Here is a 21,146-nt window from a genome sequence, read left to right on the forward strand (position 1 = left end):
GAGTAATTCCTAAGCTTGTTTGTAAAAAGAGAGTGCCCGTTCTCTGGCCTGTTTATGCTCAACAATGGGCTTACAATATGTCCCAGATTCACCTTTATCAGCGAGAAAATCATGGGGAAAATGAATCGCTTTATTCGGTACATTTTCTAGTTCTGGTAAATACTTACGAATGAAGTCACCATTTGGATCAAACTTTTTACTCTGTAGCAGTGGATTGAAAATACGAAAATAGGGCTGCGCATCACAACCGGTACTTGCCGCCCACTGCCAACCACCATTGTTAGCGCTAAAATCACCATCAATCAGGTGTTCCATAAAATACTGTTCACCTAAACGCCAATCCACTAACAGATGTTTGCTGAGAAAGCTGGCAACAATCATTCTTAGGCGGTTATGCATCCAACCGGTTTGATTGAGCTGTTTCATCGCAGCATCAACAATCGGATAGCCAGTTTGACCGGCGCACCAAGCGTTAAAATCACTATCAGTTCCTAGCCAACGCACATTTTGATACTGCGGCAGAAAGCTGTCACCTTTAATTAAGTTGGGATAGAAAGCCAATAAGTGCTTGTAAAAATCACGCCATATTAATTCATTAAGCCAACTAAAATGAACGTGTGAGGGGTCGCGAAGCACATCAGGATCGCGTTGAATTAACTGCGTAACCAACCAGCGCACACTAATGGCACCAATCGCTAGATAGGGCGATACACCGGAGGTTCCCTTAATACTGGGGATATCTCTATCATCATGATAATTTGCAACTTTATTTTCAAAAAAATTCGGAATTACCGTTTCAATAATTCGCTGGCTTACGGGCCAAGCGGCAGAACTTACCAGCGGGTAATTGAAATCATCAGGCGCTATTTCGCCGACCTCTGCAATCGCTTCAATACTTGGCTTTGCGGGTGCAGGGATACACGTCACTCCTCTAGCTGCAACCTCACTAAGCCAAGCGCGTTTAAAAGGAGTAAACACTTTGAACATCTGTTGCTGCTTATTGAGCACCCTACCTGGCTGGACGATAGGATCTGCGTCATAGAGCTGCAAATCGATACCTGCTGAACGAATCTGCTCATCGCGGCGCTGCTCGTTAACTTCAGGCTCAGTATTGGCGAACACTTGCTTATCATTTTGGCGATGACAAAAGTCGCGCAGCACTTCAGCTTGATGCGCAAATGTTGTCGCCTGTAAGTGAACAAGTTTTATTCCTAATGCAGCTAGCTGCTGAGCATATTGATTAAGGTGGCGACGAATGAAATCCACTTTAATGGCTGCTTGATGATGTTCACGCCACTGCTCTGGCGTAGATATAAAAACAGCGATAGTGGCATGATGCTCTATCGCTGCGATTAATGCTGGATTGTCATGGGTTCTCATATCCCGCCGAATCCATAAAATAGCCATTAGTAACCGTACCTTAACCGCAATGCCTGCGGATGTGGATTGAGATAAGTTTGCTTGGCTAGATACTCGTTAGGATACTCCATCAAATAGTGTTTGATGAGCGTTAATGGCACTAAGAGTGGAGTCACACCGTCACGGTAATCCGCTATCTGCTCTGTAAGCTCTTTGCGCTTAGCGGCATCGAGTTGTTTCTTAAAGTAACCCTGTAAATGCTGCAGTGTATTAGTATGACTGCGACGTGTCGCTTTATGCTTTAGCGCCGTCATCAGCCCACTAATATAGGCATCTGCTTGGTCATCCAGGGCCATATCGGCTCTGGCTAACAGGCGACCAAGCTCTCGATAGCTTTCTACATGATGACTCATCACTAAGTATTTGTGTTCACTATGAAATGCAATTAAATTATGTTTGGTAATCCCCGCCTCTTTCAAATCTAACCATTTCTGGTAGGTAAAAATTCGGGTGATAAAGTTCTCTTTAATCACAGGATCATTAAGGCGACCGTTTTCTTCGCAAGGCAATAACGGGTTGGCCAGCATCACTTGTTCCGCAAATACTCCCACTCCCGTGGATTCTGAACCTTTGCCATGGTGATGATAAATTTTCACGCGCTCCATCCCGCAACTAGGGCTTTTGGCGCAAAAAACAAAGCCAGATAACTTATCGTATTGCTTAGCTGCTTTTTGGCCAAACTCTTTGAGCGCATCAGTTACGTCACCGCTGCCATCTGGGCGCGATACAGTAATAATATTGTCGCGAATGATCTGTCTAATTGTCGGTCTAGGTATTGGCAGTCCTATGCCCACTTCAGGACAAACCGGTTTAAAGGCTGCAAATTCACCTAACTGTTCAACACAGAAATTAGACTTTTTATGTCCCCTATCAAAGCGTACTTGCTCACCCATGACACAGGCACTAATACCGATTGTTAGCTGCTTTTCCATAACCTACCTCTCCTGCCAGATTGCCACTTAAGCCTAATAGATAAATCGACCAATTGGGTTAAGTATTTGGCTTACGCCTTGAGTAAAGTGAATCGCGTCACTCGATACTGTCAAGCAAACACAGCCCTCTTGAGTTACTGGTTGATGTGTGTGCTCACCATCTAGCCAAATAAAATCGCCTACGCTGTAGTGCCCCATCTCATCATCAAAGCTGCCTTCTAGTAACAAGGTCACCTCAAAGCCTTTGTGAGTATGAGTGGGTACACTGCCGCCTTTATCGATATGCAGCAGGCTCATGCGCATTTCATCGTCATCTAAATCAAATCGCGCCCGAGATAGCTTTCCTAGCCCCTGCCACTCCTTGAGAACAACTTGTCGCAAGGCACTTGGTAAAGTCAGTAGCTTGCTATTAACTGCCACTTCGACTGGCGCAGTCTCAACGCTGGCGGTATCAGGCTCTAGCGCGGTTATCATGTCAATCATATCAAGCTCATCAATCTCACTGTTAGAGATGGGAGCTTCACCAATTAATTCGTTATCTGAGGCCGAGTTAAAGGCGCTTGCGGCTTGTTGCGCTGTGATTAATTCAACTTGCTGCTGACAGTGCTCACAAAGTTCAACATGGCTGGCCACAACCACCGATACCGACGCTGGCAATTGCCCGCTGACAAAAGCAGTTAAAATGTCATTTTTGGGGTGATGATTAATCATTGGACTCTCCCAGCTGTTTCTTTAATTTTGCAAGCGCTAATCTCAATCTCGACTTAATGGTGCCTACTGGCACGCCCAACTGTTTGGCGAGTTGCTCCTGGGATAACTCTTGGTAGTAAACGCCTTTAACCACGGCTTTTTGAGCCTCGGGTAGACTGTCGACATAGTTAAACATCTGCTTTTCCATCAGATGATCACCAAACATGACCTCTTCAGGTTGCTCATCGGCAAAAGTAGGCCAGATGTCATCCGCAAGTTGAACCTCACCTTTACTCTTGATCCGTCTCAACATATCAAACGAGGCATTACGCATAATGGTGTAAACCCATGTCGTTGCCGCACCTTTGTCTGCATTGTACAAATGGGCTTTTTTCCACACATTAGTCATTGTGTCTTGAATCAGCTCATTGGCTTGAGCTTCATTACCCAACTGTTTAATACCAAAGCGTTTGATTTTGGGAGAGAAAAACCGGAACAATTCAGTAAAGGCGCGTTTGCAGCGCACATTAGCAACGTCTACCAACCACTGAGACAACTCGGGTGGTACCTGATTTTCCATGGTGTTCGCGTTGATAGTGCAAACCTCTTTTTTGTCGATTGCTGCGACTGATTTTTGCATAGCTCGTGCTTTTAGTTGTTCGACATAATCATCAATACGCAGCAAATAGTTAAAGGGATCAATTTTTATTTACTTGACCTAAAATCAGCGTTTGAAGAAAACAAACTAGATTATCAAACTCATTTTCACCTATGAATTTTTCCTTCTCTATCAAAGATAAAGGAATGATCTCTAGAATTCTAGCACAAACCCAAATAGGGTCATCCAGATGCAGGGCATCATGTAGCTGCTGTAATGCTGGTTGTCTTTCATAAATTTCAGCCAAAAATAGTGCGAATTCGTCTGTTATGTCGTTGTGATGACGTGGAGCCCAATTAGGGAGTGTAGTCGCCATGGCGCTAAGCAGCCCATTATCACGATAGTTAAAATCATTTAATGCCACCAGCTTTTTGGCTCGTACCTCTATGACTAAAACATTGTCTTCACTGGTGTGAAAATCAACGATTTCAACATGACAGCCCCACTTGGGCACATTAAAGGCGAAATCCTTGTCATAGCGGGCAATAACAAAGCCGCCTTCTTTATAACTAGCGGTGACCATATCCAAATATTTCGCTTCAAAAATACGCAGATGACTCACCGCTCCCGGAAGCAGAAATAACGGTAACGGGAAAACACTTAATCGTGTGCATTCCCTATGCTGGGAGTGATGATTAGCGACAGATGAGGAGTTTGATAAATTTTCTACAACCACAGAATTATCCTATTGCGACGGCTAATAACTAATACGCGTGGGACAAAACTTGCGATCACCTATGTATCTTTTAAGCGTGAAGTCAGCAAGAAAAACCCGTTTTACTCTATCGCTTGCAACGGGAATAAATGGGTTTTAAAGCGAATCAAATACCCACCAAGGGCCTTACAACAACCAGATAATCTTTAAAAATGTGAATATCTAAGGTTTTTTACAGCATAAAAGACATTATTTTTGTATCAATTTGCATCCACCCGTTAACGCGCGAAACGAATGGTCGATATGCGATATCTGAGCAAAAAATCAGACGTAACCGTTTTAAATGCTCTAACTAACCATATAAAAATCTATACCGAGACTAACTGGCAGCAATTTACGCCACCAGCCAACAACATCCCATACATTTTTCAACCGTGATGTACTTCAACTTATTTTACTAAACAATCAATCGTTTCCAGTATATTTATCGTGATTAAACAAACCTGACAGTATAAACGCCAATTATCAGTAATGAGTAAACTTACGGCCTTCTACACCTCGTTAGCAATTGGAGTTTTCACTCAATAGATCAGGTTAATTAACTCCTGCATAATAATACCATTACAATACTTAGGGTTTTCTTTAAATAATGATACGCCTGCTGTTATATATCATTCCTTCTGCCATCTTAATCACCGTGGTGATGGCTTTTGTGACGCTCGATATTCACTATAACCATCAAAAGGCTGAACAAGACGCCCATAGTAAACTAGTGGCAAAAGCACATGCGATTTCAACTTTTGTCGCGACCCAAATGCGTCAAGATCAGCAGGAAGTCGACTACTTGGCGCAGTTAATCAGCACCCGTAATGCACTCAATACCAGTCGATATAAATATATCGAAGATATCTTTACGCAAATGATGTTAAGTAAACCTCGAATTGTTCAAGCTAGGTTGATTGATAATCAGGGGCTAGAGTTATTTAAAATCGTCCAACGTGGTGGTGCGCCTCAAACCCTTGATAGACAAGAGCTACAAGATAAGTCAGGCCATTTCTATTTTAAAGAGATGAGTACCCAAAGTGACCATGAACTCTATATCTCTAAAGTTAGTCTTAATCGCGACTACGGTGTGTTTGAACTGCCCCATCGTCCGGTTGTGCGGATTGGTAAAGCCGTGCTTGATGACACTGGTAATAAACTCGGCAGCGTCATCCTTAACTACGACGTCAATACCTTGTTTAATAGTCTCAATGACCTAGCAAGTCCCAACATCAATGTCATCATTGTCGATAAACAGTCGCAATTTCTACTTCACCCTAATCAGTCAATGACCTTTTGTGAAGACTTAGGTTGTAATAGAAAGCTGGACTTTAATAACTTCAAGATTAATCAAAATAGCCTGCTTTATTACGAAGATATCATGGCTTTTTCAGATATATTTAAACATGCGGACAACAGCCATTATTTCGACCGCATTGTGCTGCAATACAAAGCAGATTATCAGCCAACAATCACAGCGAACCACCGCCACTATGACTTGTACCTAACCTCTCACAAGTGGTGGGGATACATGGTGTTTTCCTTTATGTTTTGCATTTTATTGAGCACGCTGCTTTATAAAAACTATCAGCGCATTCAGTCGCAGATACAGAAAATGAAAATGCATGCAGTATTAGAGAAAGTCACCGAGCTTATAGAGCGATTACATGAAGGTGATGACCCGGTCACGGGCAGCCATGTGCAACGTGTCAGCCACTTCTCTCGATTAATGGCGGTAAAAGCTAAGTTACCAAAACCTGTGATAGAAGATATTCATCGCTATGCATCACTGCATGATTTAGGCAAGATCACTACACCCGATGCCATCTTGAGCAAACCAGGAAAATTAGATCCCCATGAATGGGAAGTGATGAAATTACATGTGGAAAATGGCTATAACTTGATTAGAGAGTTTAATCTCAGTCCGGTGGCAGAAAACATCGTCTATTGCCACCATGAAAGATGGGATGGTACGGGTTACCCAAGAGGGCTCAGCGGCAATGAGATACCAATTGAAGCGCAAATAGTCAGTATTGTGGACTGCTTTGATGCATTGATGTCCATCAGGCCCTATAAGCCTGCATATGATTTTGAAAAGTCTTCAGCAATCATCAACGAACTCAGCGGTAAGGCATTCAACCCTGAACTTGTGGCAACATTCAATCAACTTGCCCACGAATTTAGACATAGCCGTAGCCAAATAGAAGACCGCACCGTCAAAGTCATGGCTGCCACCCTCTCCTAAAACAAAAAAGCCAGCAATGATGCTGGCTTTTAGTTCTACGCATTACCGTAGTGAAGATGGTTTACATCTCGTGGCAATCAGCACACTCAGTGATCGTAAGATCTTGAGTATGTAGGTCCATATCAATCTCGTGCGCATCTGCAATCGAGTGACAATCTGCACAATTTGCTAGCGTTGCTTCAGACTCAACGTGCATAGTGGTGTCAATTTTTTCGTGACAATCAGTACAGTCTACTGCTACCGCTGAACCAGCGAAAACCAATGCTGCTACCATAGTTAAATATTTCATACATGCTCCTCATCAAGATGGGCTATCGCCCTTAATTGATGTCATCTCACATCAATTTATGAAACCATTAATCGCTAGTTACTCCGCTAAGCTAGAGTACTTCTGCCTAACCCTAATGTTTCACTTATTAGTTAATTTTCCCTGCCAAACTGTGCATAAAAAACCATGTAATTAATAACGTTACCACGGAATTCATCAGCAAGTTAAGGCTATTTTTAGCTACGTTCCTTAATTGAAGCTTAAGAATGTTATACTTGGTAGTAACTTGTCTAGCAGTTAACGTTTTATCCTTCGACGTTGTGAGCTACATCCAATTATTCTTAAGTTCCAATATACAAGAATACCATACCAGCAAAATAAAAAATTAACATTTGCAACATTTTATTTGAACAAGCTACTAATAGCGGCTAGCATGATAACTAAGCAGAAACAAAGCAAAAAAACCATGCCCAAAGTCCATTTATCGCGTCTCAAGTTCACTATTTTGCTCGGCCTTATCGGCTTAGTTATCAATCTGTATCCCATCCCGCTGTTTGGCAATGCACAATTGATTGTCGGTAATGCCGCCTATGTGATCGTGGCAATTTTACTTGGCCCTTGGTACGCACTACTTGCTGCTACAATGACTTCAATTGGGCTATTTATCGCCTGGCAAAGTTGGCATATTTTTGTGTTGTTTTCGATTCAAGCACTCTGGCTAGGCTTTGCTCGGCGTAAAGATATTTACTCCCTATATGCCGACATTGCCTTTTGGTTAATCGTTGGCATGCCTCTGTTTTATGGTTATGTGGTCATGTTCTCAGACATGCCTGGGAGCCATTTAACTTTTGTGACATTAAAACAAGCAATTAACGGTATATTTTGTACGTCTTTGGGCTCGTTGTTGGTCACTTTTATCCCGCAACTGTGGCAGTGGCCGAGTAAAATTGCCGATAGTCAGTCACGCCCTTTTAATGCCCAGCTCACCTATACGTTTACGCAAATTTTGACCATGGCGCTGATCTGCTCAGCACTACTTTTTAATCACTACTTTATCGACAAACAGCAAAACCATTTAAAGCGCAACCTCGAAGACACAGCAACTCAGATAGGTATTGCAACCAACAAATACATTGCACACCATCAAACCGCCATCAACAATGCGGCGAGTTGGCTTAGTTTATCGAGTCAACAAGACCAGCAATGGCAAAATATGTTGTCACGTATGCATCAAAATTACCCCAGCTTTATCACTATGTTGATGGCCAACGCTGACGGTAATATCAATGCTGCAAGTCCCATTAGTCGCCTAAACCAACAAAAAATAGCTAAAGGTAATATCAATATTAGTGACCGCGACTATTTCCATGAGGCGTTTTACAACCAGAGAACCTATGTATCACCGGTTTTCCAAGGTCGCGGGTTTGGCAGTGACCCAATAGTAGCGATTAGTGCACCTATTTATCAGCAAAATCAGGTTGTTGGTATTATCGAGGGGTCGTTAAATCTCAACAATTTTGGTCAGTTTGATATTAAACATGGTGTTGATGGCATCTCTATGGTGATCATCGACAATGACAATCGCGTTATCTATGCCTCTCCTGAATTGGGAATGGCAGCGCTCTCAAGCTTTACATACAGCTTAAGTGGTGAAAACTACAAAACAATTTTGCAAATGATTAACTTCGGTGATATTGACAACCAAAGTCCAGAATATGTCTTTACCCAGTTCGGGCTAGACAACGGTTGGTCACTTTATACCGTTAAACCTTTCTCACCACTGCTAAAACTGCTTGAGACACAATATTTATCTACGTTTGCAGTGCTGGTTATCTCGTTAATTATCACCGTCTTTTTAATCCAAACGATTAGTCAGCGATTAACGAGACCGCTAGAACTAATTGCTAAGAAGTTCTCTGAAAAGCGTACCGACTTTGAAGATGAGGCTGTCATCATTGAAGCTGAAGTACCGCTTGAAATTCAAGCGTTACATAGCAGTATTCGCCAAAGTAAGCGGCAACTCATTAGCTATCAGCTAGAGCTTGAAGAAAAAGTCGCCATTCGCACATTTGAATTAGAAAAAGCCAATACTAAGTTAAAGTCCCTTGCAGAGCGTGATGATCTCACCGGGCTTTACAACCGTCGCTATGCTGAGCAGAAATTTGCCAGTATTCAAGAGATGTGTCAGCGAACGGATGAAGCTATGACCCTTGCCATTATCGATATTGATCATTTTAAGGACATCAATGATAGCCATGGTCACTTAGTCGGTGATGAAGCGATTCGCATACTTGCTAAACAGATGCTGAAGTCTTTTAAGCGTGATACTGACATGGTTTCTAGATATGGCGGTGAAGAGTTTTTACTGATTTTGCCGCTATGTAATGTCCTTAAAGTTGAAGCGCACCTTAACCAATTTAAACAACAAGTGGCAGCACTATCGATTCCAACCGCTAAAGATGATAAAACCATCTCGATGACAATCAGTATTGGTGCTGTGATGGGTAATGCCAGTTACTCAAGCGATCTTGAAGATTGGTTTAAGATTGCGGATAGAAACCTTTATCACGCCAAATCAAATGGCCGCAATCGAGTGGTAACCTCAATGCAGCCAGACGCACCTTTACAGGCAACAAAACTTTAGCGCTAATGACCTATATGTTGCTCAATTCGTTGCAACATATAGGGGTAAAAAGGGTTCCATTTTTGCCGCAATATTTCATTAGCCGGCACGCTTAACAAGCCCCTTTCGCCGCGGGAGTCTGCGGCACCAATATGCACCCGTGGCAACTCATCCTTTGCAGTAGGGCCATACAGACTATCTTCTTTAGGGATAGGTAAAGCCACATGAGAAAGAGAATACACTGATGGCGGCCAAAACAGCGACAAAGCCTCTGTTTCGGTCGTGCCAGATTGATAGCGCACCGCTTCGACTTCATTTTGTGGTTTTAACCCCATGTAAGTCGCTAATGATGGCTGCGCTTTATTTTGAATCAAAGTAAATTCAAAATTGAACTGATTGGCTGCCAGTAAACTTTCATATGGCACCCGTGGATCTTCTGGAATAAGTCCCATATTTATCTGAGTTCGATTGATATCAAACATCACCAGTTGGTGCGCTACTGATTGCGGCAAATGCAGATAAAAATCATTGACTACGGCAGGGCTAGATACGGTCGCATCCATGAGTGATTGAAATGTCAGTGTCTTCGGTATTCGCTCACGCTGCGCTAAGGGCAACTGTAGCAGACGCCGAGAGTTGCGCTGTGACAACTGATAGACAACATCACCAGCATTAACCGCAAAAGAGCCATATTTAAATGGATCATATTCAGTCTGAATACTATTCCAAAGTAATTTATCCAGTGACAGTAAACGTCCAAGGTTTGCCTGCCATTTGGCCCCAGCCGCAACGGGCGGTAAACCAATAGCGGGTGAAATGAACACCATAGACTGATAAGCCGTAGCACCACCTTGCTCTATCGCGGTCAATTCATGGTTTAATGCCAAAGCAGCACCGGTTGAAAAACCAACCACATACAATGGCTTGCCCTGCAATTGCTGCTGCAAATGCTCTGTAGCCAGTTTGGCTGCCGCAGCCATATCTTGCCAAGATAAATTCACCAACCCCGAGGGCAATGTGCCATGCCCTGGTAACCGTAAGCCAAGTACATGGGCCTTATCACGAAAATGATTGCCGATATGCGATAAGACATAGGGTGAATCAGACATCCCATGCAACAAGAGCAAACCATACTCAGCTTGGCTATTTGGCCACTCAAAGCTGCGATTCCAATCAGTAGACCAATGCTTGGGATCAGCCAAGCTGCCACGTACATAACGATTAATAGGCGAGTGTTGCGCTAATGATGTGTTTTGGTAAACATGAGTTTCGACTTCATTGAACAAATCTTGCTCATTGGCAATATAGTCACTAAATGAGTCTATGGCGCTGTCGTGGTGATATTGATGCGCTAATAAGCGGGTATGCCAAATATCTAAATCAGGCCGAGCATTGAGAAAGATAACCGCGGTAACAATTAAAGTCGCAAAGCCTCCCATCGCGATATACATTGCGGCCATCAGCAGGTGCTTTGTTGATCCAATCACTAAGGTTTTCATTACCTGTCCTAAGATAGCCAGTTGAAGCGCATCATGGCTAATCCGTTACAATCATTTTATCAATTCCTATACTCAGTATGCAGAGGTATAGTAAAAGCCTCAACCGTATCTGTTTTTGCGCTGGCAGTTGTTATGCTATGCAACCCCCACAAAGGTGATTTATACCGTTATGATTATTGGCCCAAGTGATGCTCGCAGCATTTTCTATCTACCCACACCACCGATATTAGCTTCGGATTGGCGGCACGAAAACAACCACGCGATAGAGCAATTAATCGCTGACAATGGTAATCATTGGCGCAAGATCATGGTAATAATGGCAAAGTTGATGAGTCCATCAGATGAGTGGCGTGATTACCTAGCAAACCATTTGCTCAAGCATCATGAAGCGATTTATATCAACGCCATACAGTTATCACCGCATGCAACGCAGCACTTTATTTGTGGCAATAAGATGCAGCACCAACTTGAGCAGCAAATGAAAAACTGCACAAATGGACAAATTATTGCCCTACCCTATTTAGATTATCGACAATGCCCTAACGCGCTAATTGAGGAGACAAGAACCCAATGGCTATCGCCTCAATGTTAGCAATTAATCATAAATGGTGGGAATCGCTTCACGCTTATGTTGAGTGCGCAAATAGATAGCCGTTAGCTTATCTTCAACCTGTTGACTGACCGCTTTGCCTTCAAGAAAATCATCAATCTCATCGTAACTTAACCCTAAGGCAACTTCGTCTGCTAACTGCGGTTGGTCATCTTCTAAATCTGCTGTAGGCGCTTTGTTAACTAACAGTTCTGGCGCGCCTAAGAAGCTGGCAAGTTGCCTGACCTGACGTTTGCTCAGTCCAAATAAAGGGGCTAAATCACAGGCACCGTCACCCCATTTAGTATAAAAACCGGTAATATTTTCGGCACTATGGTCTGTCCCAACAACCAAACCACCGAGCAAACCGGCTATCTCATATTGGGCAATCATACGCATTCTGGCTTTAACATTGCCTTTATTAAAGTCGACGCGACTTTGCTCTGGCAAAGCCAATCCTGCTGCTTCAACCGCTGATAAAGTCTGCTGATGAACACCATCAACACCGGCATGTATGTTCACAGTCACTCGTTTTGAGGGGGCGATAAAATCACACGCTAACTGAGCTTCATCTTCATCTTTTTGTACATCATAGGGTAAACGTACTGCGATGAATTGATAGTCACTGCTCTGATGTTCTGCGTTTAACTCATCTACGGCCAGTTGACACAATTTGCCGGTCAAAGATGAATCGACCCCGCCGCTTATCCCAAGCACGAGCTGAGTTGCATTGGCGTCTTTCAATCTTGTTTTGATAAATGCAATACGACGCTGAACTTCATAATCAACCTCAATTACAGGTTGAACCTTCATTTCGCGAATGATTTGTCCTTTCACAACACAGCTCCAAAATAAATTAATTTAACCCAAAATCCCCGCATCATTATGTGATAACTTGAAATAAAATTCACGACTAAATTGTGATATTTGCGATTGAATAATAAGATTTTGACCCAATACCAATTAGCTTAATAAATGGGTCTACTCAGGTTAAATGTTGACAGACGGACTCAACCGACAAGTCGCTAATTAAAGCACTCCGGCATGGCAAGCAAACCTTTGTTCTAATGGGGTTCAATTAAACCGCGCAGCTAAATTGAAATCAGCGCTAGCGATTTAATCAATTTTGTAACAAGCTAAGACGGTGTTTGTCCTGACAACATGCCGAAACACAATAATAAAGATAAGTGAGCTTACAAATGGAATGGCAACTACTTTTTTCTCTGGCAATCATTCATAGCGTTGCCCTAATGAGCCCAGGCCCTGACTTTGCCTTAGTAGTCAAATTGGCCAGTCAACAACAGCGTCAGGTTGCTATTGCCGGTGCAGTGGGGATTGCTTTAGCTATCCTGATCCACTGCATACTAAGCTTGACGGGCATCAGTATTGTCATTCAAAGTTCGCCAGTATTGTTTATTTGTGTACAGCTTGCAGGCGCAACCTATTTAGGGTGGATGGGGCTATCAGCGGTCAAAGGGGCAATGGCTCAATGGCGGGCTAAGCAACAACTCACTCGCCTTGATAATCAGCAACCACAGCTAAGCCGAAGCCAAGGTTTTCTGCAGGGCTTATACACCAACCTACTCAACCCTAAAGCCTTAGTTTTCTTTATTACCTTATTTTCAGCCATGATAACGCCGCAAACTCAGCTATTAACTAAAGTTTCCGCCGCATTATTGTTACTCGTGCTGTCACTGGCTTGGTTTTGTATTATTGCGCTTTTCTTATCACGTCCCAACATTCAGCAAAAATTACTGAATGCCAGCGCCCTGATAAACCTGTTAACAGGGGCACTGTTTATTATTGCATCCAGTGTCATCATCATCTCATTGGCCACGTCATTAACATAGCAACCACGCCAACGTAGTACTAACAGCCAGTCTGCGATTTTGCCGTTAACTCAACAAGATTGACGTTGTGACATAGAAATAGATAAGCAAGCCAGTAATATCAACCAAAGTAGTAATAGCGGGGCTTGCTACTACCGCAGGGTCTTGCTTTAACACTTGCGCCATCAGTGGCAGCGCAGCGCCAATCACCGTAGCCGAAATTACCTGTAAAAATAAGGCGAGGCCGATTGCAAACGCCACTAGAGAAAATGTCAGGTTTTCGGGCAATTCAATACCATACGACAACAGATAAACTTTTGATGCGGTTAGCAAACCCAAGCACGCGCCGATGAACAATGAAATACGCAGCTCTTTCCACAAAACATGTAACCATTGAGAGAGCTTTAACTCACCCAATGCCAGTGCTCGAACAATGACCGTAGCCGCTTGACTACCCGAGTTGCCGCCAGTATCAGCCACCATAGGCATATACAAGGCCAAAATGGTCAATGCCATAATGGCATCATCATAGCTTTGAATTACCATACCTGAGGTAATGCCCACCACAGCAAGGCCCAAGATCCAGTAAATGCGCTTACTGATATGGGCAAATACCGACGTTTCTAAATAAGTGCCACCTAGCGCATCGGCCTGAATCCCCATCATTTTTTCTACATCTTCAGTTTGATCTCGCTGCATAACCGAGATGGCTTGCTGGCTATTGAAAAAGCCGACAGGACGGCCATAACTGTCAATCAGTGGCAAGCAGTCAATACTAGACTGACTCAATAAAGTTACCGCTTGCTCTTGATCTAAACTGACATGATAGGCAGGTACCCGCTGCATTAGACTCGCAATAGAACTGCTATGATCTTCGCCAGCTAAACGCGCAAGTTCTAACACGCCGAGATATTGGCCATCGCTATCAGTAAGGAAGCAGCTAGAATGGGTATAATTTTGTGTTTGCAACAAAGCCAATACGTCACCAACCACCATGCTATCCACCAACGGCATTGAATAGCCACCGGACATCACCGCAATAACGGGCTCGGTTTGACTTAATGCGATGGTCAGATCGGCATAGATATCCTCACTGATGGCTGCGCGCAGTACTTTGCGTTGTTTAACGGATAGCGGCGCAATGAGCTGATAACTTTTTGCCAAACTACACTGTGCAAGCATTTGCTTTTGCTGCTGCGAATTCATTTTCAACAAGCTTGTGCCGCTCAGAGTCGTATCGAGTTCTGACCCTAAAGCTAGCGTATTGGCTGTGTGCGTAATCGACAAACCTTGCTCACAAGGTAGTGCAATATTGGACATAAATCGTCCTCCCTAATTTTCTCGGGTTTAACGTATCGCTAAGTAAAATAAGGGGCGTGGGAGAAGCGGTTTATAAAAAACAGATGGGCGAGCGAATATCAATGAGTTGCTGTCCTTCTCCACGCCGCACATACTAGGAGGGTAATCAATTTCCATGTTTATCTCCTGATGTAGGGGTGAATGAAAAGGCACAAGTCACCTATGGGCGAGTGAGTACCAACTAAAGATTTTGAATAAGCTTTGTTTTTGAACGAGCTTTTTGCTGAATGAGCTCAGTTATCGCCGCGCATTATAGGTGGGCATATGGGCAAGTCAATTAACAGACTAAATAATCTTGAAAAATAATAGTTTGACTACAGGCAGAACACCTTGTGCAAACATCAATGCCAGATGTATTAACACTTTAATCGAACTGTCACAGCCAGTCATGAACGACTGCAACAGTTCAAAAAACAAGATTAAACTAGCCTAGCTGATGCTGGCTAATCATATAATCAAGTCCAGATGTAATGGCAGTAACTTGAGCAGCAACACAGTTTTCATCATCAACTAGCGGGCTGTCTGGGTAGACTTCAGTAGTGGTATTGTACTGAGCATCAGAAAACCCGGTACAGAGGCTCAGCGCTTTAGTGGCGTAATTAATCACCCCAAACTGACTGACGTCGACACCAATCAACTTGTCATTGTCATCAGCTGGCGCAATATGGGTGACATGTGATACCGCCTTGATAATGGCCTGTTGAAAATCGTCACAGGGATTTTCGCTATCACCCACTAAATAAAAACCATCGGGTATGTTCCAATTGGTATGCGCTACCGCATCCCTCGCGGCTAACGCTGGGCGAAACTCGCTATTATCGGTGTCAGTGGTTTCATGCAGGTCAATATGGGCAATCAAATCAATCCCCAAACTGGCAACCATGGCCATCAAAGCTGCTGACTCTGGCGCGGGACTATTAACCATAAAAGAGCGATTAGGATCAACGGCATTGGGGTTCCAACGATTGATGGTCTCGTAACCCCAAGGGCTGACACAAGGCGCCACTACAAAATTAAACTGTGGATAATGGGCAATTTGAGTTTCTAGAAAACGAATCGCTCCTTGTACGCCGCTTGTCTCATACCCGTGTACGCCCCCGGTGACTAACACAGTAGGTTTAGCTTGATCCCAAACCCGATTTTTAACCACAAACAGTGGGTAATTGCGTTCATTGTAAGGCAACTCTCCATACTGACTAACAACCAAGCTATCGGGCAGTACGTCAAGCTTCGCCACAACTTCTTGCTGATAACTGCGCTTAATGCTTTGTTTACTTAGCCATAATGTACGTTCATCCTTGCCCCATTTCTGCCCTACGCTACCAATCCCATAGGCTGAGCTTTGCTTGTCTGTCGTCATGCTGATCCTTTTAATTACTATTTTTACAGGCAGCGTAAGAAAAGCCTCAGGTATTTGCAATGCAAATTTACTCAAGTATTAGTGCTACGCTATACCAATTGGTGTTTTTCTAAACGATATAAAAAGGCTTTGTAGCTTAGCCCTAGCAATTTCGCCGCTTTAGTCCGGTTGCCATCATGCCTGTCCATCGCTTGCTGTAGGCAATGCTTCTCAAAGTTTTCCCACTCAATGCCCTCATCAGGTAACACAAATTGCGACTGACTGATAGCCGGAGCACAACTATTGAGCTCGGCAATCATCTCCTGTTCATCGGCGAGTAACACAAAACGCTCGATGCGATTAGCCAATTCTCGGACATTTCCTGGCCATGGGTGATCTAACAGGACTTTTAATGTTTTCGCTGTCAGCTTAGGCGCTGTAACGCCGTATTGTTTTGCGTGTAAGCAAAGGAAGTGTTCAACAAGCCGACCGATATCTTCACGGCGCTGACGCAATGCAGGCATGTGAATCGGCACCACATTGAGCCGATAATACAAATCTTCACGAAAACGCCCCGCCGCAACTTCAGCCTGTAAGTCTCGATGAGTTGCGGCAATCACCCGCACGTCGAGTGTCATTTCAGTATTTTGCCCAATGCGAGATACAACGCCTTCTTGTAAAAAGCGTAATAGCTTAGTTTGTTGCAGTAACGGCAGCTCACCAATTTCGTCCAGAAACAAGGTGCCGCCGTCAGCGGCTTCTAATTTACCGATTTTTAGCGTGTTAGCGCCGGTGTAGGCACCTTTTTCAGCGCCAAATAATTCAGCTTCAGCTAACGACTCTGGAATTGCGCCGCAATTAATAGTGACAAAGGGTTTATTGTGGCGGTCTGATAACTGATACAAGGCTCTGGCGGCTAACTCTTTGCCTGTACCGCTCTCACCACCAATGAGCACGGTGGCGTCGGTTGCACTGATGCGCTGGACCCGGGTATAAACTTTTTGCATACACGGCGCTTTACCCACTAAGCCAACCAGTTGTTGCTGCTCTGCCAGCGCTGAGGTTAACTGCCGGTTTTGCTGCTTTAACTGGGTAGATTTAGCCACTTTATCGATGGCTAACAGTAACGTCTGTCTTTGATAAGGCTTGGCCAAGTAATCATCTGCGCCAGCTTGCATTGCATCAACAGCATGGGTAATCGTGCCGTATGCTGTAGCAATAATAAAACCGATATCAGGGTAGTGAGTGCGTACATAACGCAGTAAATCCATCCCCGTAAGTTGACCGAGCTTCCAATCGGAAAATATCAAATCCGGCGTTTGCTGCTTTAAACTGACAATCGCATCTTCGACACTGGCTGCACTCGTCACCCTGTGTTCCTGTGCTGCTAACATCTGCACAATCAGTTTACGTTGTGCCGGTTCATCCTCCACCACTAAGATGGATATCGGACTATTTTGAGTCATGCCTACTTCCTTTTAAGATGCTGTGATTGCGCGAGCAAAAGTAATTGTGGCTAGCGTACCGCCACCTTCATTGTCTCGGTAATCGATGCTGCCGCCATAATGACCTCGTAGCAGCCGTTGAGCAATGTATAGCCCCATCCCTGACCCTTCTGCTTTAGAGGTAACATGAGGCTGAAATAGCTTTTGCTTGATAGCTTGGTCGATCCCCTGGCCTGTATCTCTAACTTGAATGACTTGAAACTGTGCTGACTGGGATAGCGTTACAGTCACCGACCCTTTCTCTTCAGTTGCTTCAACTGCATTAATCAACACTGCATGGATGATACTACGTAGCTCGGCTTCGGCACCTAAAATGGGCGACAATGTTTGCTCACTTTGTTGATCAAACTCGATATCAGGTTTAATGCCGCTAACAGCAAGTTCAAGCATAATATCTTGCACGATTGCACCTAGCGGTACCGGCGTGTCACGCCTAATTTCACTACTCGATAATGTGAGTAGTGACTGGATACTCTTATCCATTAGACTAATTTTCTGTTGGATTTGTACCAGCATCTGCTGTGATTCGTCCGCATTATTGGCATGAGATGCAGCCTCGGATAGCAAGCCCACTGTATGCAGCGGATTACGTAAACTATGTGCAATACCTCTGGTGACTTCGCCAAGCTCAGCAAGCTGCTTCTGCTCGGCCATCTGTTGCTCTTTATTACTTAAATCCGCCAGCTTAGTGCTCATTTTATTGAAACCATGCAAAATAGATTTAAGTTCTTTAACCCCCTGCTCTTTGACTTGAAACCCAAGCTTTCCTTGCCCAAGCTTCTGATGCCCTTGTGCCAATTTACTTAGCGGCGCACTAATATAATGGCTTAGAAAGTACACCATAATGAGTGCCAACACCGAGGTGATACCAATCATCAACAGGGTAATATTAGTTAGCTTGTTTAACTGCTCTGTTGCGCCGCTGTTGGGGACAGAAATAGCACGGGTGACATTAATCTGGTGAGATGTAGGCGAGTCAGGCAGCTTGATAATTTCCACGTTGCCGTTTTCCAACCACGATTGGGTATCGAGGTGAACCTCGCTAACCGCTTGGTTGAGTTTCGCCTGATAGTTGGCTGCTGCTTGGCGTTTTGCTTGCACAATCCGTAATTGTTGGTCTTTTATCAGCTCTTTTTCATAAACTTCGATCTGCCGTAAATGTTGCTTGAGCCGCTGCTCTTTATCCACAAGTTGCTGCTTAACAGCTTTATCTTCCTGCACTGAGCGAGCAGTTTGCCTTTGGATCTCTAACGCAGCAATTTCTCTGCTAATATCACCGACTTCTCGGCCTATCTCAGCAATTTCCATATCAAAGTCTTGATGTAACTCTTCCATCTCTTGATGTATCTGCTCTTCAACCTGCTGCTCATCAAATTCATCAAACTCAACCACCAGCTCTTGCTCACTGGCAATACTATTAATCAGGACTCGCACTAGGTCCTTAGACAGTGCTTCCGAACTACTACTTAGTTCTGCCTGCAACTGTGCCTTAAAGTAATGGGTTACAAAAAGCTGACTTACCGCTAAAACAATAATTAGCGTACCAAACAATATGAAAAGATAACGTTTTATCGACATAGCACTCTCTGTTAACCCGCAAAAATCAATTTAATCTTAAACCGCACACCGAAATCATGAGATCACAACTAGCATTTGCCCCAACCACAGACTTATTTAAGGCAATTCACCGGAACGCGCCAAACGTCATTTAGCTAAAAGGCCGGCAATTGACAACTTAAACTATTCATTAACAAGAAACATACCAGATCCAGAACGCTAGCAAATCAGTACCTTACACTTAGCTAGCCACCAAGTTATTTCCCCATATCAGGAATACCTAACCTGATTTGCGACAATACTCAGCGCTTCTATAGCGCAAGCAACAGCCAGAATTAAAACAAGCACCTGTTTTAAAAGAAAAATATAACATTGGCATGGGTTTCGCTGTAACAAGATAGCGCCGATAGGTCATTACCTTCGGCCAATGATAAGACGACACATGAATAACTTTTGATAAGGACGCCCTATGAAACTCAGCCATCTTTTGACATTAACAAGCCTAATGTTTAGCGGTATTGTTGCCCATAACTTACATGCTGCTCCAACCCAATTACAACAAGCACATACCCAAAAAACCATTAGCACTGAGATCCATCAAGATGAAAATGAACTCACCAATGTTAAAATCAATATTGATGGCGAATCACAACAGTACACCTTCACACCGGCAGAGATACAAGATACTGAGGGCTTAAAACAGAAACTTGCTGACCTCGATGAAAAACAGCGCAAAGCGCTTATAGCAACCTTACAGTCTGCGCCCCATCGTGGACAGTACAAGCACATTATTACTGCACCAACATTAACACCAGAAATGAAGCTCAAGCTACGCGATTTAAAACAGCAAATGGCTGATAAAGAAGCCAAAATGGCGGTCATCGTTAAGCGCTTCGAGTCAGATGCACAAGCAATGGAAAGCCAAAGTGCAGCGATGGAAGCTAAAGCGCGAGAAATTGAAGTCTACTTTGAGCAACATGGTGACCAATTACACCAACAAATAGAAGTGATATCCGATGAAATGGTCGAACTTGCTGAGCAAATTGTTGAAATAGAAGTCGGCGATCTTGATATCGATATCCAAGACCTCACGGCAGACAAAGTATTGGTCTATCACAGTGATAAACATCAAATCGATAAACAACAGTTGTTAGACATCATTTCACACGCCGACATTTCCGATGCCCAAAAACAGCAGATCCAGCAACTGTTAGACAGCGATGACTAAGAGCTGGCCAACTCGCAATCAGCCGCCTTACTGGTGGACTGATTGCGTAAACTCTGCACTCAAGTTCAAATAAATACAGAAAACCTGACAGAATTTTCCTAAGTTGTGAACACACCTATAGTATGCACCTTTGAAATTGCAGTAAGCTCTATGCACTAATTTTCTGGGGGGAATGATTATGTGGTGGCGCACACTCATCGTATTTTTAGCTTTTGTATTAATTGGCGCACATTTTATGCGTTTTGGCCAAAACCTGATTGCTGCATCCTTTGCACTAGCACCCATATTACTATTAATTAAGCATCCTTTTATCAACCATTTATTAAGTGCAACCTTAGTCATTTGTGCAATATTGGTTTGGGGACTGAGTGGCTATGATTATGTACAAATGCGCATAGCGATGGATGCCCCTTGGCTAAGGCTTGCCGCAATAATGAGCGCTGTAGCACTGTTTACCCTAAGCGCTGCCTTTTGTTCGCAGGGTATTGCCAAACTACGTTTACTACGCTCAAAAAGCCAATTTCACTAGTGCTGCCAAGCACAGCGCGCTAGGTTAGATTCAAATTAAACAGGCAGCGCTGAGACGCTGCCTGAGTGATACCACTGTTTACCATTACAATTGCAACGCAATTTATTCGACGATTTAGCTTTTTACTCAAGTGATTCAGCCAAGATTAAGTTTTGTTTAGCTACACTTTTCACATCAAAC

At 43.6% G+C, this 21,146-nt stretch carries 18 protein-coding genes; 6 read left to right on the forward strand and 12 right to left on the reverse strand.

The window, feature by feature from the left end; genetic code table 11:
- Positions 1-9: 9 nt before the first annotated feature.
- From phrB to L865_RS23860, 5 genes are all read right to left on the reverse strand, one after another.
- Entirely contained in the window at positions 10-1,407 is a 1,398-nt protein-coding gene (phrB, locus tag L865_RS0114095) for a deoxyribodipyrimidine photo-lyase (protein WP_028773829.1), read from the reverse strand.
- Complete coding sequence (locus L865_RS0114100; protein ID WP_028773830.1) at positions 1,407-2,351, reverse strand: YbgA family protein; 945 nt, start codon at positions 2,349-2,351, stop codon at positions 1,407-1,409. The genes phrB and L865_RS0114100 overlap by 1 nt, the downstream gene beginning before the upstream one ends.
- A gap of 33 nt (positions 2,352-2,384) precedes the next feature.
- Positions 2,385-3,062 carry a ChrR family anti-sigma-E factor gene (locus tag L865_RS0114105; protein ID WP_028773831.1) on the reverse strand — a complete coding sequence of 226 codons (678 nt, stop codon included), beginning with the start codon at positions 3,060-3,062 and terminating at the stop codon, positions 2,385-2,387.
- On the reverse strand, positions 3,055-3,621 hold the full coding sequence (locus L865_RS0114110) for a sigma-70 family RNA polymerase sigma factor (protein WP_245608443.1): 567 nt from the start codon (positions 3,619-3,621) through the stop codon (positions 3,055-3,057). The genes L865_RS0114105 and L865_RS0114110 overlap by 8 nt, the downstream gene beginning before the upstream one ends.
- Positions 3,622-3,739: 118 nt before the next feature.
- Entirely contained in the window at positions 3,740-4,375 is a 636-nt protein-coding gene (locus tag L865_RS23860) for an LON peptidase substrate-binding domain-containing protein (protein WP_084632546.1), read from the reverse strand.
- 628 nt (positions 4,376-5,003) lie between these two features.
- Between L865_RS23860 and L865_RS24600 the strand changes: the two genes are divergently transcribed.
- Entirely contained in the window at positions 5,004-6,641 is a 1,638-nt protein-coding gene (locus L865_RS24600; protein ID WP_051484621.1) for an HD domain-containing phosphohydrolase, read from the forward strand.
- 61 nt (positions 6,642-6,702) lie between these two features.
- On the opposite strand, the gene L865_RS0114125 is transcribed toward L865_RS24600, so the two are convergent.
- Complete coding sequence (locus L865_RS0114125) at positions 6,703-6,930, reverse strand: cytochrome c3 family protein (RefSeq protein WP_028773833.1); 228 nt, start codon at positions 6,928-6,930, stop codon at positions 6,703-6,705.
- 412 nt (positions 6,931-7,342) lie between these two features.
- Here L865_RS0114125 and L865_RS23870 point away from each other — a divergent pair, with 412 nt between their 5' ends.
- Complete coding sequence (locus tag L865_RS23870) at positions 7,343-9,553, forward strand: diguanylate cyclase (RefSeq protein WP_245608442.1); 2,211 nt, start codon at positions 7,343-7,345, stop codon at positions 9,551-9,553.
- A gap of 2 nt (positions 9,554-9,555) precedes the next feature.
- Here L865_RS23870 and L865_RS0114135 read toward each other — a convergent pair whose 3' ends face one another.
- Positions 9,556-11,031: an alpha/beta hydrolase gene (locus L865_RS0114135; protein ID WP_028773834.1), complete on the reverse strand. Its 1,476-nt coding sequence runs from the start codon at positions 11,029-11,031 to the stop codon at positions 9,556-9,558.
- Between the two features lie 169 nt (positions 11,032-11,200).
- Between L865_RS0114135 and L865_RS0114140 the strand changes: the two genes are divergently transcribed.
- Positions 11,201-11,623 (forward strand): DUF6942 family protein, encoded by a 423-nt coding sequence (locus L865_RS0114140; protein WP_037471206.1) that lies wholly within the window; start codon positions 11,201-11,203, stop codon positions 11,621-11,623.
- A 3-nt stretch (positions 11,624-11,626) separates the two neighbouring features.
- Here the strand turns inward: L865_RS0114140 and nadE are convergent, their stop codons facing one another.
- Positions 11,627-12,457: an ammonia-dependent NAD(+) synthetase gene (gene nadE / locus L865_RS0114145; RefSeq protein WP_028773836.1), complete on the reverse strand. Its 831-nt coding sequence runs from the start codon at positions 12,455-12,457 to the stop codon at positions 11,627-11,629.
- Between the two features lie 362 nt (positions 12,458-12,819).
- On the opposite strand from nadE, the gene L865_RS0114150 reads away from it, so the two are divergent.
- Positions 12,820-13,470: a LysE family translocator gene (locus L865_RS0114150; RefSeq protein ID WP_028773837.1), complete on the forward strand. Its 651-nt coding sequence runs from the start codon at positions 12,820-12,822 to the stop codon at positions 13,468-13,470.
- 45 nt (positions 13,471-13,515) lie between these two features.
- On the opposite strand, the gene L865_RS23875 is transcribed toward L865_RS0114150, so the two are convergent.
- From L865_RS23875 to L865_RS23880, 4 genes are all read right to left on the reverse strand, one after another.
- The gene (locus L865_RS23875; protein ID WP_051484622.1) at positions 13,516-14,769 is read right to left on the reverse strand and encodes a magnesium transporter; all 1,254 of its coding nucleotides are present in this window, start codon (positions 14,767-14,769) and stop codon (positions 13,516-13,518) included.
- 463 nt (positions 14,770-15,232) lie between these two features.
- Positions 15,233-16,168 (reverse strand): M14 family metallopeptidase, encoded by a 936-nt coding sequence (locus tag L865_RS0114165; RefSeq protein ID WP_037471208.1) that lies wholly within the window; start codon positions 16,166-16,168, stop codon positions 15,233-15,235.
- Positions 16,169-16,257: 89 nt separating this feature from the next.
- On the reverse strand, positions 16,258-17,613 hold the full coding sequence (locus L865_RS0114170) for a sigma-54-dependent transcriptional regulator (RefSeq protein WP_028773839.1): 1,356 nt from the start codon (positions 17,611-17,613) through the stop codon (positions 16,258-16,260).
- A 12-nt stretch (positions 17,614-17,625) separates the two neighbouring features.
- Positions 17,626-19,230: a sensor histidine kinase gene (locus tag L865_RS23880; protein WP_037471210.1), complete on the reverse strand. Its 1,605-nt coding sequence runs from the start codon at positions 19,228-19,230 to the stop codon at positions 17,626-17,628.
- Positions 19,231-19,678: 448 nt separating this feature from the next.
- Here L865_RS23880 and L865_RS0114180 point away from each other — a divergent pair, with 448 nt between their 5' ends.
- The gene (locus L865_RS0114180; RefSeq protein WP_028773840.1) at positions 19,679-20,437 is read left to right on the forward strand and encodes a hypothetical protein; all 759 of its coding nucleotides are present in this window, start codon (positions 19,679-19,681) and stop codon (positions 20,435-20,437) included.
- A gap of 178 nt (positions 20,438-20,615) precedes the next feature.
- The gene (locus L865_RS0114185) at positions 20,616-20,966 is read left to right on the forward strand and encodes a hypothetical protein (protein WP_028773841.1); all 351 of its coding nucleotides are present in this window, start codon (positions 20,616-20,618) and stop codon (positions 20,964-20,966) included.
- Positions 20,967-21,146 lie beyond the last annotated feature (180 nt).

Origin of the sequence: Shewanella waksmanii ATCC BAA-643, assembly GCF_000518805.1 — a bacterium.
GTDB lineage: Bacteria > Pseudomonadota > Gammaproteobacteria > Enterobacterales > Shewanellaceae > Shewanella > Shewanella waksmanii.